Below are 14867 nucleotides of genomic sequence, written 5' to 3'. Positions count from 1 at the left end.
TAAATCCTTTCGATTGTGAAAATACAAAATTTTAAAACTATTTTTATTTTATTTATGCATTTTGGGCCACTAATTTTTCTTTGTTAGCTTTTTGTTGACGAATTGCTCTTGGTCACTCTTCATTTATTTCCATTGATCAATATGAAACTGTCAAAATTGTAAAAATGAAAGCTTGAACAGTTGAATCAAAAATATCAAAATAAACCAACAATGGTGGAAAAATTATCACAGCTGGTAAATTAAATACCCCAAAACTTCCTAAAGGTATAAGATTATAAAGCCCATGTAAACCATAATAAATAACAAGTAGTAAAACAGACCCACCAATTATATTTCCATACATCCTAAATGATATAGAAATTAAAGGAGCAACGGCTCCTACTAATTTGATAGGATCGGCATATTGAACAAGAAATCGAAACTTACCATAAAGGAAACCTACAACAAAAATACCACATCAAGTTATAAATCCTAGTGCTAAAGTTACCGATGATGAACCACCAACCGGTTCTAAACCTACAATGGATAGTAGATTACCAAAGAAAAAAAACGTAAATAAAGAAAAAATATAAGGTTTTGCTTTATTTATGTACCCTTCCCCTGAATCTTCAACTATTTCATCTATAAAAATGAAATATGATTCTACAGCCATTAAAAAAACTGAAGGCGCTTTGTCAACTTTGGCACTTTTTATCTTAAAAAATATAGTAATTGATAATGCTGTTATTATAATTATTAAAATAAAAAATGTAAAAAGTTGGGGTTGTTGTCAATTAGAAAGAAAATCCATCTCACCTCCTATCAATATTTTTTCAGCCTCAAATAATTAAAATAATAGTAAATGATAAGCTGCCTAAAGCGAATGTAATAAAATTAATTGGTTGCAAAACTATGTCTACATTTGTTGTGGGTTTAAACTGCTTATTAATCAAAAGAACTAAAAAGAAGAAAAAACCATATCCTAAGTTTACAAATGTAAAATATACAAAACTAAGAAAAAATGTAGTTAATTTTTGCTTTTGTTGTCCTTGAAGTGATTTTATAACCTTAACTTTTAACTTAATTTTGGTTAATCAACCTCAAAAAACAACAACAAGTGAAGATACTCATCCGAGAATAAGAGAGTAGTTTCAAAAAGTTACTATTAAAAAAATAATACTTAAAATGCTAAAAAAACTAAAATATCAAAAAAATATATTATTTTTGTATTTTGCAATAATTTTTTTCACATTTCTCCCGGATGCTAAATATTATAATACTATTTAATTTTTCCTATTATTTTTTTAATGCTTTTGCAATAATAAGTTTTTTATCAAATTTTTTATTAAGATTTTCGATAATTTCTGCCACTTTTTTGTTTGTTTTTTTATTAATTGTGCTATTTTCAAATATATTAGTTAAATTAACTCCTAAACCTAAAATTTCACTAAAATCATCTATTTGATTCAACAACTCTAATGCTTTTGAATAAATAATTTCAAAATTAGCAGTAGGAAATTCTAATTTATTGTAAAAATGAATAGTTTCATTTGTTTTGGTTTTCAAAAAAATTTCAACCTTACCAGCTTGTTTGTTATTGCTAACTAATTTTTCCACCAAATCTTTTAAAAATTCTTGAATAAGTAATGTTGCTTTTTTATTGTCAACATCTTCAGAAGACAAAAAAGTGTTAAATCGAGAAATAATTTTAAAATTTGATTTTCTATCAACAATAGAGTTATCTCCCACACCTAATAGGTTTTCAAAAAAATATTTGGTAGTAACACCAAAAATTTGAATTAGTTCTGGATTTGTATCCCCAAGAGCAATAAAGTCATTGATGGTTTGAATGTTTATTTTCTTTAATTTTAACATTCTGGCTTTTCCAATACCAATAAGATTTCCGATTGGTTTATTAAAAATAAATTCATTTAACATATTGGGTTTTAACCAAAATATGTTGTTTTTATTATGTTTTGCAATATTTGTTGCCATTTTTGCTAATAATTTATTATGAGAAACACCTATTGAAATTGGTAATTCTAAATTTTCTTTTACTATTTTTTTTATGTAAAATAGTGCAAATTCTACTGTAGAGAATTTAGTAGCAAAAGTTGAAATATCAATAAAACATTCATCAATTGAATAAATTTCAAGTTCTGAACTTACTTTTTTTGCAAGAAAATTAAAAAATTGATTTGATAAAAATTGATAGTAAGAAAGATTGGGCCTAATAACAATCAAATCAGGAACTACTTGTTTAATTTGAAAAATTTTATCTGTAATATTAAAACCTTTTTTCTTTAAATTAGAAGACATTGAAATAGCCATTGCAAATTTATCACTTCTTGCAATTACAATAGGTTTGTTTTTCAAATATGGCCTTAATTTGACTTCAGCAGAAACAAAAAAAGTGTTAATATCAATATGAGCAATTAATTTAATAATTTTTAAATTATATTAAATGTGGTTTTATTTTAATAAAAAAATCTCAAGAATAATTTGAGATTTTTTAATTTATAATATATTATTCAATCTTGCTTGAGTACTTCTTCATTAGTTCTAATATATCACCAACTGTTTTAATTTCCATTAATTCTTCATCTGTAATTTCAATGTTGAATTTTTGTTCAAAATCAGTAACCATTTCTACAAAATCTAATGAATCAATACCTAAATCTTTGATATTTGTTGAGTCATCAAATTTTTGTTTTGTATATTGCGAAATTTTTTGATAAATAATTTTTTGCATTTTATTCTACAACATCCTTGGTTAAATTGAAAACATAATTTTTGTTAACTTTGTGTTGTTTATAAGTTCACAATAATTCAATATTAATTGTGTTCTTTTCATCATTAATTTGATATTTGAATTCAATTGTACCATAAGAAACTTGCAAATTAGTCACAATATTTTTAATAAACTTTTCAACAAGTTTTTCATTTATAAAAACTTTGCCATTTACAACTTGAATTGTGTCATAAAAGTCAGCAGCATAAATGCTAGGAAAAATTTCTTTATCTTTAAATTCATCTTCCACATTAAAATCAATATTTGTTTTTCCTTCTGTTTGTTTAACCTGATTTTGATAAAAAATATAACCACCATAGGCCAAACCACCTATTGCAGCAAACGATAAAATTGCTGTTAAAATTTTAACTCAAATTTTCATCTAATTCTTCTTGTTCATTTTTGCTCAAAGCAATATTTTTTAAAATATCTATTGTGATAGGATTTTTAGAAATATACTCAAAATCTGCATCTGAAATTGTGATAGCTGGACCTGTTATAAAAGGTTTTTTATATGTTTTTACCTTTAATTTATAGATACCTTGGGTTTTATGCAAAATACTTTTTTTAAAATCTTGCACAAAAGCAACTGAAATATCTTTATAATCGGAATTGATGGTCAAACTAGCTTTTGGAGTTAATTTTCCACTAAAATTAAAAGGAATTAAATAACCTTTTTGTGAAAAAGAATTATTCCCTAAAACAACTTGTTGTTTGTCAGAGTCATAATATGTATTATTTGTAATTAAAATATCACCAATAATATATTTGCCTTGGATAATTTCAGGTTCAAAATCCTTTGTATCTAAATCTGGTCTAAACCGAAATTGTAAGTCCAAACCACTTTTGCCTTCAATTGGAATGTTAGTCAATTTACCAGCAGAAATATTGATTTGTTTTCTTAAATTACCAAATTTAAAGTCTACAGGGTTTACACCAACTTTAAAAACAGTTGTATTATAAATTTCTTGCTGAAATTTTTCTGGAAACAAATAAACTATAAAGTTGTTTATTTTTGTAAAACTTTCTGAAGTTTCTCTACTGATTTCATTACCAAGATTAGCAAGCTGAATTGATTGAAGACTTTCAAAAGCAATACCATCACCTTGAACAAAAAAATCTGTTTTGCTATTGCGATTTTCATTAAATTTAATTGAATTAGAAATTGCAAAATTTTGATTTTCACTAGCATAATTAGCATAAATATTCATATTTTCTAAATTAGAAAATTTAATAGATTTTTGAGTTATGGGGAAATAAACTTGGCCAAAGGATTCTGGACCAATTTCGACTTTCTGTGGACCCAGAACCACAGAATTATTAATTTGAACAAATGCATCTAATGTGCTTTGTTTTTTTGTGAAAAAAGTTACTAAAACTGTGAAAGAATCTTGACTTAAGTCGCGTTCAATTTTTACAAATTGACGCAATCCCTTTACATTCGGATTTGTAGTAACTTCAAATGAAATATCCTTACAACATTCATTAACATCAATGGAGTTTTGTTGTTTAAATTCTTGAACTATTATCATAATTTAATTAAAAATATAAATAATATAAGAATTCATCCATTGCTTTATGAATGTTTTTATAATAAGTAGACTTAGACCAATATTTTTTAATTCAAGCTTTGTCTTCTTCTAAAAACTCTTTAATTAAAAGTGTAGAATATTTTGGGTCTAAAATTGATAAGATGTGTTCAATTGGCGATAACCCTTCAACAAGTGATTTATCTGTAATATTTAAAGCTTTAAAAACTCTAGCTCTTTCATTATGTTGTTGGGATATTTCAAGTACTTGAAACACACCGCTAAAAATCTTCTTTTTAACTGAAAAAGGTAATTTTTTAATTGCCTCTCACATAGGGGAACCCTCTAATTTAAAAGAATCTATGTTCATGTGAATTCTAAGTTAATTAACTTAACTATATCTCCTTCTCGTATACCTTGTTTAATTAATTCATCCCATAAACCAATATTTTTTAATTTGGAATTAAACCTTAAAAGATTATCTTGAGAATTTATTGGAATTTTTTGAATAATTTTTTCAATTTCTGGACCAGTTACCTCGAAAACATTGTTGTTTTTGTGAATATAAAATGGTTTTTCCAATTTATATTCATAAATTTCTTCTATTTGTTCAATAGAACTATTGTTTTTGATAACAACTAAATCTGAAATTTTATTCTTAATTAAAGATAAATCTTTATCTCCTAACAAAGATGTTGGGATTATATTGATATTTGGGAAAAATTTTTTAAAATTTTGAAAATTTTGTTCAAACAAATCTAAATCTTTTTTATTTGCTATAACAATCTCTGGTAAATCTAGCAAGCGGGGGTTGAATTTTTTAAGTTCTTCTTTAATATCTTGAAAATCTTTAATTGGATCTTTATTCTCAGACCCAAAATCTATAACATGGGCAATAACTCTACATCTTTCTATATGTTTTAAAAAAGTTATACCCAGGCCTCTACCTTGTGCAGCTCCTTGAATTAAACCAGGCAAGTCTGCGGCTACAAAAGATCTTTCGTCTGCTTTGACTAAACCTAATTGTGGAACAATTGTAGTAAATTCATAATCACCAATTTTTGGAACAGCATTTGAAATTTTGAATAACAATGTTGATTTACCAGCATTGGGTTTTCCAACAAAACCAACATCAGCCATAACTTTTAAAACTAAATTTAAATTAAATTTTTCTCCTGGATCACCATTTTCGCTAATTTTTGGAGCTTTATTTTTTGATGTTTTAAATTTAGTGTTGCCACGACCGCCATTACCACCTTTAGCAATTAAATAATTTGCCTTAGTAGTAACATCACATATTAATCTTTTACCATCAAACACTTGAGTTCCTAAAGGTACTGGTATAATAATATCTTTTCCAGAAGCGCCATATTTATTTTTATTTGAACCATTTTGCCCATCATTACCTTTGATAATTTTTAATGAATAAAAATTCAATAATGTGTTGGAACCAGGATCACCTGTAAAAAAAATAGAGCCGCCTCGACCACCGTCACCGCCATCTGGACCACCTTTATCAACATGAGCTTCTCGCCTAAAAGCAATAGCTCCATTACCTCCTTTACCAGCTTGCACTTCAATATTAACTTCATCAATAAATTTCATTAATTATCCTTAAAATCGTTTATTTCTTTTACTAAAACTTCTATTTTTTTAATAAATTGATCATCTTCAAAATGCTTAATTTCTTGAGCATTGTTTCATAATATTACTAAATAATTTACAAGAACTTTATGAAATAAAAGATATTTGGGAGTAAAGTCTTCATATTCTTCTAAAAACACACTTTCTTGCTCTTTAGTTAATTTACTGGATTCAATAAAATAAGCAAGATCAAAATGTTTGTCACCTTTTGTAGCATATTCCCAATCAACAAAAAATATTTTGTCTCTTGTTTCAATCATATTCATCAATCATAAATCATTGTGCAATGGTGTTGTTTTATCCATATTTTTCAAAATTTTACAAATTAACTTGTAATATTGATTAATTGTAGAAATTTTGAGATTTTTTTCATTTATTTTTTTTATATAGTATTTCACTCTTGCTGAATGATTAGATGAAGGAAATGATAATTTTGAATTATGAATCACTTTTAATTGTGAGGCAATTTTTCTTAAATTAATTTCATTAATTTTTGGTTCATGCCCTTCAATTCACTCTCATCGAATAGATTGTTCATTATTATTAATTAGTTTAGGTACAAAATCAAATAAAGCAAGCTGGTCATAGTTTATTTTATGATTAAAATTATTATGATTTTTTGCTTGAAAAAAATTTTGTCCATCTTTAAATGATTGATTAGTAAAACCTTTTGAAATTCTTTGCATATTTAAATATAAATTTTACTAATTTTTTTAAAGATTTTTTTGTTTTTATTGCTAGGCTTTTTCTTTCCTAGCAAACAATATTAAGAAAAACGGCAAAAAAATTTGAAAAAATAGGAAAAAAAGTGCATTTTTTTCTTTTTTTTCCATTTTTTAGTCTTTTTTGAAGAAAAACTTAAAATTAAAATGTAGAAAAGGAGACATTATGTCAAATACAAATTTATTAAAACAAGCTCTTTCAGAAATTAAGAAAAAATTTGGGAAAGAATCAATTATGCTACTTGGGGATAAACCACCTATTGATACTGAAGTTGTATCTAGTGGTAGTTTATCCATTGATAATGCATTGGGAATTGGTGGATTTCCAAAAGGTAGAATTATTGAAATTTATGGACCTGAATCATCTGGAAAAACCACAATAAGTTTGCATGCTATTGCCGAAGTTCAAAAACAAGGTGGAATTGCTGCTTTTATTGATGCTGAACATGCAATTGATCCTCAATATGCTAAAAATTTAGGCATTGATATTGATAATTTAATCTTATCTCAACCTGATTCTGGGGAACAAGCGCTTGATATTGTTGACACATTAGTTAAAACTGGAGCTATAGATTTAGTAGTCGTCGATTCGGTTGCAGCATTAGTACCTATGGCCGAATTACAAGGAGAAATGAAAGATCAAGTTATTGGTGCTCAAGCTCGCTTAATGTCTAAAGCACTTAGAAAAATTACAGGTTCATTAAATAAAAATGGAACTACTGTTATTTTTATTAATCAAATAAGAGAAAAAGTAGGAATTATTTTTGGAAATCCAGAAACTACTCCAGGTGGACGAGCGCTAAAATTCTATTCTTCTATTCGCCTCGATGTAAGAAAGCAACAACAAATTACTTTAGGTAATGATGTCACAGGTCATAGTGTAAAAATTAAGGTTGTAAAGAATAAACTTGCAATACCTTTTAAAGTTGCAAATGTAGAAATAGTGTTTGCAAAAGGAATTTCTAAATCTGCTGAACTAGCTCAATTAGCAGAAGAAATGGGAATTGTAGAAAGAAAAGGTTCTTGATTTGCCTATAAAGATCAAAATATTGCTCAAGGAAAAACTAACTTAAGACTATTATTGGAAAACAATGATAGTTTATACAATGAACTTAAAACTGAAGTAGAAAATAAATTAAAAGAGCCAAGAATTGAGTAATATTTAGTAAAATTTTTTCTATGAGTAAAAAATTACAAGTATTTTTTTATTATTTTTCATTATTAATAGTTTTAGCCACATTGGCTAGTGTTATATATCTTGCATATGTTATTTTAATATCTAGAATTGATTGATATACTTTTGCAATTATTTGTGTTATTTATTTATTGAATTTAGTTTTCAATTTATACATAATTTTTCAAAAAAGACATTTTGATGCAAAAGCATCATGGCTTGTAATTTTTTCCATAATTCCATTTATTGGCCATTTTTTTTACATTATTTATGGAAGAAAATATTTAAATAGAAAAAAAGCCTCAATTTATTTCAAAGAGTATAAAAAATTTATAAACTCACAAACTACTTTAAAGTATCCAGAAGTTAATTCCAACCTAAGTCAAAATGAATTAGCACTTTTAAACTACACAAAAACCAAATTTAATTCACCGATATTAGATTTTAAATCACATATTTTCACTGATGGTTATTTATTTTTTGATAGTTTTTTTCAAGACCTGCAAAAAGCTAAAAAATTTATTTTAATAGACACTTATATTATTAAAAATGATTTTATTTGATTTAAATTGAAAAATATTTTGATTAATAAAGCTAAAGAAGGTGTGAAAATTAGAATAATTGTAGATTCTTTGGGAACATACTTTATTAAGAAGAAACAATGAAAAATTTTAAAAGATAACAATATAAAAATTACTGTTTTCAACATAATTAATTTTCCTTTTTTATCAGGAAATAAATTGTTTAGAAATCACCGAAAAGTTTATATTATAGATGGCGAAACAGTTTATACTGGTGGAAATAATATTAGCGAAGAATATGTTGGATTTGATAAAAAATATGGATATTGAATAGATTTGAATATGAAAATAACAGGATCTATTGTTAAAACATATTGTGAAAATTTTCGTTTTAGTTGATACAAATGATCTAATAAAAAATCTAATAAAAATATTGATATTGATTTTGATGAATTAAAATTTCAATCACCAAAACAAAACCTTAATAATGAATATGGGGTTGTTGTGCAAAGTGGGCCTATTATTGAAGAAGCTTTAATGGAAGGTTTTATTTTAAAATTATTATATAGTGCCACTAAAAAAGTCCAAATTTTTACTCCTTATTTTACTCCAACACAAAAAATTTTAGATGCTCTTAAAGATATTTTAAATGCTAAAATTGAAGTGGAGCTTTACTTGCCAGGAAAAAATGATATAAATTTTACTAAACATTTCAATAATTATTTTTGTGAAACTTTGCAAAATAAAGGAGCAAAAATTTTTCTTTTTAATGAAACCTTCTATCATGGTAAAGCCATAATTATAGATAATAAAATAGGTTTTATAGGAACTGCAAATATGGATATTCGTTCTATTTTTTCACAATATGAAATAAATATTTTATTAACAGGAGATCTTGTAGACAACTATTTAAATTATATAGAATCATTTAAATCTAAAAAAATAATAATAGAACACAAAAAACCTATAAAAGTCTTTTGATTATATAAAATGCTTATTCCTATTTTTAAACCCTTGATTTAATTTGTTGAATTTGTATATAAATTAAAGAAAATTTTTTTAATTCCTTCAATATCTTTGTCTTCCAACAAATCAAAACGAGTACTTGAAATGATTCTATATTCTGCAATTATTTCTATAAACCCTTCAAAAAAATTAAAGTGATTAAATAAAAATATTTGATTTTTTTTATTTGCCAAACTAATGTGTAAAATACCTGGAAATTTATATTGAGTAATTGGATCAACAAAATAAATAACATACAATCCTGCATTTGGTTTTATGCTATTTGTGTTTCATTTAAAAAATAAATTCTCATCACATGAAACATAAGTTAAATAGTTATGATTTAAATAAGAGTTTAAAATTTTAAATTGTCCAAAAATTAAATAATTTTTTAAAATAGATGTGGATAATTTTACTTTATTTTCAATATAGTAAAAATCCACTATTTGCGTAGTTGGAATATATTCCTTTAATTTTTTAGCATTTCAACTTGCTAACTTTCCAAAATTGTAATTTTTACCTATTACAAAATCACTAGCTCCGTATTGGATTAGTAAATTAATAAAATAATCACCTTCTAAATTGGCTATTTTTTCATTAAATTCAATAAGCAAAATATTTTCAATACCAGAATTTGCAATAATTTGCAATCTAGATTTTAAATCAGAAAAAATTTTGCCATTATTTTTTGGCAAATTTTCTGGATTGGAAATAGCAACTAAAACTATTGGTTTATTAAGCTGTTTAGCTTGCTCTATTAATTGAAAATGGCCTTTATGAAAAGATTCAAAAGCTCCTAAAACAAAAACAGAATCTTTTCACAAAAGTTTAGGCTTTAGTGAAAATTTATAAATATAACTCATTATTATTTAATAATCTGAAGTTCTTTAATTTTTTTATAAACACCATTTTCAATAGCAGGTTCTGCAATTGCCTTTGCAACAGCTTTTACTTCTTTAAGTCCATTACCCATTGCCACCCCATATCCAACATTAGCAATCATATCAATGTCATTTTGACTATCTCCAAAAGCAATAATTTCCTCATTGCTAATATTGTGCATTTCTGCTAATTTAAAAAGTGTGTTGTATTTATTAACACCTTTGGGTACAATAAAAAAACCTCATGACCAACGAGAACTAATGTGAGCATCCAATTGATTTTGATTAATAAAATCAACAAAACTTCTTTGAACTTCACTTTCATTTCTTTCTTGGTCAATCACTGTCACAATATGAACTTCGGAAGAATAATCAAACTCATCTATAGTCTTTACCATATGTAAATGATCTTTGAGAAATTTAGAATTTTGAACATCATAGTTAGAGCTATAATAAATAAAGTTTTTATCTGCTACAATAAATTTAGTGTCCCTATCAAGGAAAAACTCTATGATTTTTTTCAAATCATTATTTTTTAATATTCGTTCATAAATAATTTTTTGTTCTAAAAAACTATAAATAAAACAACCATTACCACCAATAAAATAGTCTATAGAATCTGATTTAATCAAATTACTTATTGTAACTAAATCTCGTCCTGTAACAAAGGCAGTAATTATATTTGCTTTTTTTAAGTCAGCAAACATTTTTTTAGTTTCTAAAGAAAAATCTTTGTGACCAGAAGGCAAAATGGTATCATCAATATCTGTAGCAACAAGTTTAAATTTATTCATTTGACCCCAAAAGTTTATTTATTACGTTCCCAAATAATTTATCCGTAATTATTAAATTATTTTTAATTTTACCAATTCCTACAATTTTTTTACAATAAATTAGTAAAACTTCTTGTTCTTGGTCTTCTCTTTTAATTTGTTTACCATTAAATAAATTTACTAATTCTAATTTTGAAAGTTTTAAGTAAGGTAGTTGTATCAAATCTAGTGGATTAATATCTTTTTCAATGAAAGTTTTATCCATTCCAGCTAATTTTATTCTTTCTAATCCAGTCATAATAGCACCACTATTTAATAGTTGTCCTAGGTCATGAACCAAAGAACGAATGTATGTTCCTCTTGAAACCTCAAAACTAATCAATGCTTCTTGTTGATTAAGATTTCAATCTAAAATAGACCATTGAAAAATTTGAATTTGAACTGGCTTTAAATTCACACTATGATTTGATCGAGCTAATTCATAAGCTTTTTTACCACCTATTTTTTTAGCTGAGAAAATAGGTGGTAATTGTGAAGTTTTAGAACAAAGCTCTATTAGTTTTTGATTTAAAAGTTCTAAATTTACTAACTTAGCATTTTCAAAAACTTTTATGTCGCCCTCACTATCAAAAGTATCTGATATGTAACCAAATTTCACTTTAGTTACATATGTTTTTTTGCCCTTGTCTAGATATGGAATTAATTTCGTATCCTCATCGGTGGCTATCATAATTAAACCACAAGCTAGTGGGTCTAAAGTACCAGTGTGACCAATTTTATTTACAAAATTCTCTTTAGCAAATTGTTTTATAAATTTAAAGGAACTAACACCAGAAGGTTTATATAAAAGTTTAATCATTTCTTTGTAAAAAATAAAAAAAAATCAACAAATAGTTGATTGATTAGATAAATTTATTAAATGGTGCGCAAGAAGGGACTCGAACCCTTACGCTAAAAGCACTAGTGCCTAAAACTAGCGTGTCTCCCATTTCACCACTCGCGCAAACCTTATTAATCAAAATGGTGCCATCTATAGGAATCGAACCTACGACCTTTCGCTTACAAGGCGACTGCTCTACCGAACTGAGCTAAGATGGCAAATGGTGGAAGATGAGGGGATCGAACCCACGACCCTCGCCTTGTAAGGGCGATGCTCTCCCAGCTGAGCTAATCTTCCTAAAATTATGGTGACCCGTACGGGACTCGAACCCGTGAATCCATGGATGAAAACCATGTGTGTTAACCGCTTCACCAACGGGCCTTATGGCGCCGATTGCGGGGATCGAACCTGCGACCAACTGGTTAACAGCCAGCTGCTCTACCGCTGAGCTAAATCGGCATATAAATATGTAATTACTAAGGCAAATTACATATTATAACAAAAATTTTAATTTTTTTATTATTTTTCTATTCTAATTTTATTTTGAGTCATTTAACGCTTTAAAAGCAACGATTTTTCTACCATTATAGAAACCACAAAATAAGCAAGTATGATGTTGTTGTCTTTTGTTAGAACAATTTGAACATACCACTAAATTAGGTAAGGTTAAACTATCATGTGTTCTTCGTTTATGTTTGCGTTGCTTAGAAGTTTTGCGCTTTGGTACTATTGCCATAATTTTCCTTTTTTTAATATATGATTATTAAATTGAATTGATCAAAGGTTTCCAATAAAAGTCAAAATACAATTATAACACTAAAACCTAAAAATAATAAATATATTTTTATTTTTCTGCAAAAATGCTATCTAGTGTGATTGCATCTTCATTTTCACAAATAATATGAAGTGTAACTTTAGTTTTATCATTTATAACAACTTTATCCTTTATAGAGACACTAAAAATATTTGGTATTTCATTGATTTTTTTCAAATATTTTTCAATAGATTCGTTTGGCTCTAAAGATAAAGTTATATCTCTTGTTATTAAAGATTGATTTGAATAATCACTAAATTTAACTACTGAAGGTCTCAAATTTTTTAAAACACTTAAATTAATCTCACAATAAGTAATATTGGCTAACTTGTATTTTGGATGTGGTTCACCAATCCATCCAACTAGAGAATCTTCTAGATAAATAAAGGCTGATTTTCCAAAGTGAAGATGTTTGTTTGCTCTTTTGAATTCAAATTTTAAACCAAAAAGCGAGAGCAATTTAGATTTTAAATCAAAAAAATTTAAATTGCTTGATGCAAAAATTAAGCTTTTTTGTTCACCTGCAATTGAACCTATTTCAAAGAAATTAAATAGTGACATTTTTCTTTTCAAGTGATAACTTGCTATTTTTGATAGACTAATGGCTTGTGAATAACGAATTTCTGTAAATTCATTTGATACAAATGTTTGTAATTTATTAGTTGTTAATTCAAAAGGATTAAATACATTTTCTTGTTCTGACACAAGAACAAATGTGCTTATTTCACTAAATCCTTGAGCCACCAATTTAGATTTTAAATCATTTGGTTCTTGAACCAATAAGGGTTTTTGTGCTGGCAAACTATTTGTAAGATTTTTATAGCCATAAAAACGCATAAAATCTTCACAAAAATCAGCAAAAAATTCAATATCATAACGATAAAATGGGGCCACAAAAAAACCTTGAGCAATTTCAAAATCTAATTTTTCAAGTGCTTTAAGAGTTTTTTGAATTTTAAGTGCATCTAATTTTTGACCAATAAATTTTTCAATTTTTTCAATACTAAAAGCAATTGCTGAATTTTTAAAATTATTTTTAAAGTTAATTGGTTTTGAAAAATCACTTAAATAACTTGTTAAAAATTCAAAAGCCAAAGCTGTTGTTCCTAAATTAATACCTTTACTTGCTTGTTGTGACGCCAAACTATTAATTTTTAATTTTCTAATATTATTTCTTATCAATTGTGAGTCAAAAATTGGTAGCAAAAATAATAAAGAGTCTATGTTTTTCAATGAGTTTGATTCTTGACCAACAAAATTTAAGAGAGTTGAATTAGTCTCGAGTGCCAATAATTTAGCGTTTTCTTTAGATGTTTCTAATTTAGTTTCAACAAGTTTGGCTTCAATTGAATGATGGATTTGATTTGTTGAATAAATTTGGCAAGGTTGGCCTGTGTAAATTAAAACTAAATTTACCAGATCATGTGGGTTATTATGTATAGAAAAACCAGATTTTAATAGCAAAAATTGGTCCACTAATTGAATTTTATAATCTCCCTTAACTTCTAAACCTTGCAAATGGGCAAATTCATTGCTAATTAAGTTGATTTTAGACTCAAAAGTTGCTGATTTAGAATTTAATGATAATATAGTTGTGTTGAAATAAGCTGCAAGTTCTTTTGCCATTATTAAATAAGAATTTGCATCAGCACGGTTAGATAAAATTTTTACATCAATAAGAATATCATTAAGTTCAAAAATTTTGAGTGGATCTTCAAATAAATCAACTGGACCAAAAGTGAAAATTCCATCTTGTTCAGGTGTTAGAATATTAGGATCAAAACCTAACTCTGAAAGTGAAACTAGCATTCCTTCAGACACTATACCTTGCATTTTTTTAGCATCAAAAACTACTTTACCATTTGTTGAACCAGGAACAAAAGCCATAACATAGTCACCAACTTTAACATTGGTGGCTCTAGTTTGAATTACTCTTTGTTTATCATAAAATTCAATTTCACAAACAAACAAATTATCAGCATTTGGATTTTTTTCAACAGAGTGAACCTTCCCAAACTTAATACCTTGAATTTCATTTAAAAAAGAAGTGGATTCAACTTCAAAACCTAAATTATTAATTGCTGAAATAATTTCTTCATTAGAAAATGAAGATAAATTTGCTATTTTTTTAAGTCTTACTAAAGAAAAAATCAT

Annotated in this window: 16 protein-coding genes and 5 tRNA genes; 2 read left to right on the top strand and 19 right to left on the bottom strand. The window is 26.4% G+C overall.

What is annotated here, in order from left to right; genetic code table 4:
* Positions 1 to 52: 52 nt before the first annotated feature.
* The 9 genes from MYB_RS00410 to MYB_RS00370 all read right to left on the bottom strand — a co-directional run bounded on the left by MYB_RS00410 (position 53) and on the right by MYB_RS00370 (position 6629).
* Positions 53 to 790, bottom strand: coding sequence for a F0F1 ATP synthase subunit A (locus MYB_RS00410; protein ID WP_022934890.1), 738 nt, complete (start codon positions 788 to 790; stop codon positions 53 to 55).
* A complete protein-coding gene (locus MYB_RS00405; RefSeq protein ID WP_022934889.1) occupies positions 774 to 1229 on the bottom strand; it encodes a hypothetical protein in 456 nt (151 codons plus the stop codon). Before MYB_RS00405 ends, MYB_RS00410 begins: the two co-directional genes overlap by 17 nt.
* Positions 1230 to 1275: 46 nt before the next feature.
* Positions 1276 to 2400: a Y-family DNA polymerase gene (locus MYB_RS00400; protein WP_276211261.1), complete on the bottom strand. Its 1125-nt coding sequence runs from the start codon at positions 2398 to 2400 to the stop codon at positions 1276 to 1278.
* Positions 2401 to 2506: 106 nt separating this feature from the next.
* Complete coding sequence (locus tag MYB_RS00395) at positions 2507 to 2731, bottom strand: acyl carrier protein (RefSeq protein WP_022934887.1); 225 nt, start codon at positions 2729 to 2731, stop codon at positions 2507 to 2509.
* 1 nt (position 2732) lies between these two features.
* On the bottom strand, positions 2733 to 3152 hold the full coding sequence (locus tag MYB_RS00390; RefSeq protein WP_022934886.1) for an MHO_1590 family protein: 420 nt from the start codon (positions 3150 to 3152) through the stop codon (positions 2733 to 2735).
* On the bottom strand, positions 3136 to 4302 hold the full coding sequence (locus MYB_RS00385; protein WP_022934885.1) for an MHO_1580 family protein: 1167 nt from the start codon (positions 4300 to 4302) through the stop codon (positions 3136 to 3138). The genes MYB_RS00390 and MYB_RS00385 overlap by 17 nt, the downstream gene beginning before the upstream one ends.
* 7 nt (positions 4303 to 4309) lie before the next feature.
* Complete coding sequence (locus tag MYB_RS00380) at positions 4310 to 4633, bottom strand: MG284/MPN403 family protein (protein WP_144084173.1); 324 nt, start codon at positions 4631 to 4633, stop codon at positions 4310 to 4312.
* A gap of 26 nt (positions 4634 to 4659) precedes the next feature.
* Positions 4660 to 5904, bottom strand: coding sequence for a GTPase ObgE (gene obgE / locus MYB_RS00375; protein WP_022934883.1), 1245 nt, complete (start codon positions 5902 to 5904; stop codon positions 4660 to 4662).
* Positions 5904 to 6629: a phosphotransferase gene (locus tag MYB_RS00370; protein WP_022934882.1), complete on the bottom strand. Its 726-nt coding sequence runs from the start codon at positions 6627 to 6629 to the stop codon at positions 5904 to 5906. Before MYB_RS00370 ends, obgE begins: the two co-directional genes overlap by 1 nt.
* A gap of 202 nt (positions 6630 to 6831) precedes the next feature.
* Here MYB_RS00370 and recA point away from each other — a divergent pair, with 202 nt between their 5' ends.
* Both recA and MYB_RS00360 read left to right on the top strand, forming a co-directional pair.
* Positions 6832 to 7824: a recombinase RecA gene (recA, locus tag MYB_RS00365; protein ID WP_022934880.1), complete on the top strand. Its 993-nt coding sequence runs from the start codon at positions 6832 to 6834 to the stop codon at positions 7822 to 7824.
* A gap of 20 nt (positions 7825 to 7844) precedes the next feature.
* Positions 7845 to 9383, top strand: a complete 1539-nt coding sequence (locus tag MYB_RS00360; protein ID WP_022934879.1) for a phospholipase D-like domain-containing protein — start codon at positions 7845 to 7847, stop codon at positions 9381 to 9383.
* Here the strand turns inward: MYB_RS00360 and MYB_RS00355 are convergent.
* From MYB_RS00355 to MYB_RS00310, 10 genes are all read right to left on the bottom strand, one after another.
* Positions 9380 to 10228, bottom strand: coding sequence for an FAD synthase (locus tag MYB_RS00355; RefSeq protein WP_022934878.1), 849 nt, complete (start codon positions 10226 to 10228; stop codon positions 9380 to 9382). The genes MYB_RS00360 and MYB_RS00355 overlap by 4 nt on opposite strands.
* 2 nt (positions 10229 to 10230) lie before the next feature.
* Positions 10231 to 11040: a YcsE-related riboflavin metabolism phosphatase gene (locus tag MYB_RS00350; protein WP_022934877.1), complete on the bottom strand. Its 810-nt coding sequence runs from the start codon at positions 11038 to 11040 to the stop codon at positions 10231 to 10233.
* A complete protein-coding gene (gene truB / locus MYB_RS00345; protein ID WP_022934876.1) occupies positions 11033 to 11878 on the bottom strand; it encodes a tRNA pseudouridine(55) synthase TruB in 846 nt (281 codons plus the stop codon). The genes MYB_RS00350 and truB overlap by 8 nt, the downstream gene beginning before the upstream one ends.
* Positions 11879 to 11939: 61 nt before the next feature.
* Positions 11940 to 12022, bottom strand: a tRNA-Leu gene (locus tag MYB_RS00340).
* Positions 12023 to 12040: 18 nt separating this feature from the next.
* Positions 12041 to 12117: transfer RNA gene (locus tag MYB_RS00335), tRNA-Thr, on the bottom strand.
* Positions 12118 to 12120: 3 nt separating this feature from the next.
* Positions 12121 to 12196 (bottom strand) — tRNA-Val (locus MYB_RS00330).
* 8 nt (positions 12197 to 12204) lie between these two features.
* Positions 12205 to 12280 (bottom strand) — tRNA-Glu (locus MYB_RS00325).
* Positions 12281 to 12283: 3 nt separating this feature from the next.
* Positions 12284 to 12358, bottom strand: a tRNA-Asn gene (locus MYB_RS00320).
* A gap of 79 nt (positions 12359 to 12437) precedes the next feature.
* Positions 12438 to 12635, bottom strand: coding sequence for a 50S ribosomal protein L32 (gene rpmF, locus MYB_RS00315; protein ID WP_022934875.1), 198 nt, complete (start codon positions 12633 to 12635; stop codon positions 12438 to 12440).
* Between the two features lie 108 nt (positions 12636 to 12743).
* Positions 12744 to 14867 carry a phenylalanine--tRNA ligase subunit beta gene (locus tag MYB_RS00310; RefSeq protein WP_022934874.1) on the bottom strand — a complete coding sequence of 708 codons (2124 nt, stop codon included), beginning with the start codon at positions 14865 to 14867 and terminating at the stop codon, positions 12744 to 12746.

The sequence above is a fragment of the Mesomycoplasma bovoculi M165/69 genome, assembly GCF_000524555.1.
In the GTDB taxonomy this organism is placed as follows: domain Bacteria; phylum Bacillota_I; class Bacilli_A; order Mycoplasmatales; family Metamycoplasmataceae; genus Mesomycoplasma; species Mesomycoplasma bovoculi.
Note: the sequence above shows the minus strand (reverse complement) of the source record. Positions and strands in the feature narration are given on the sequence as shown.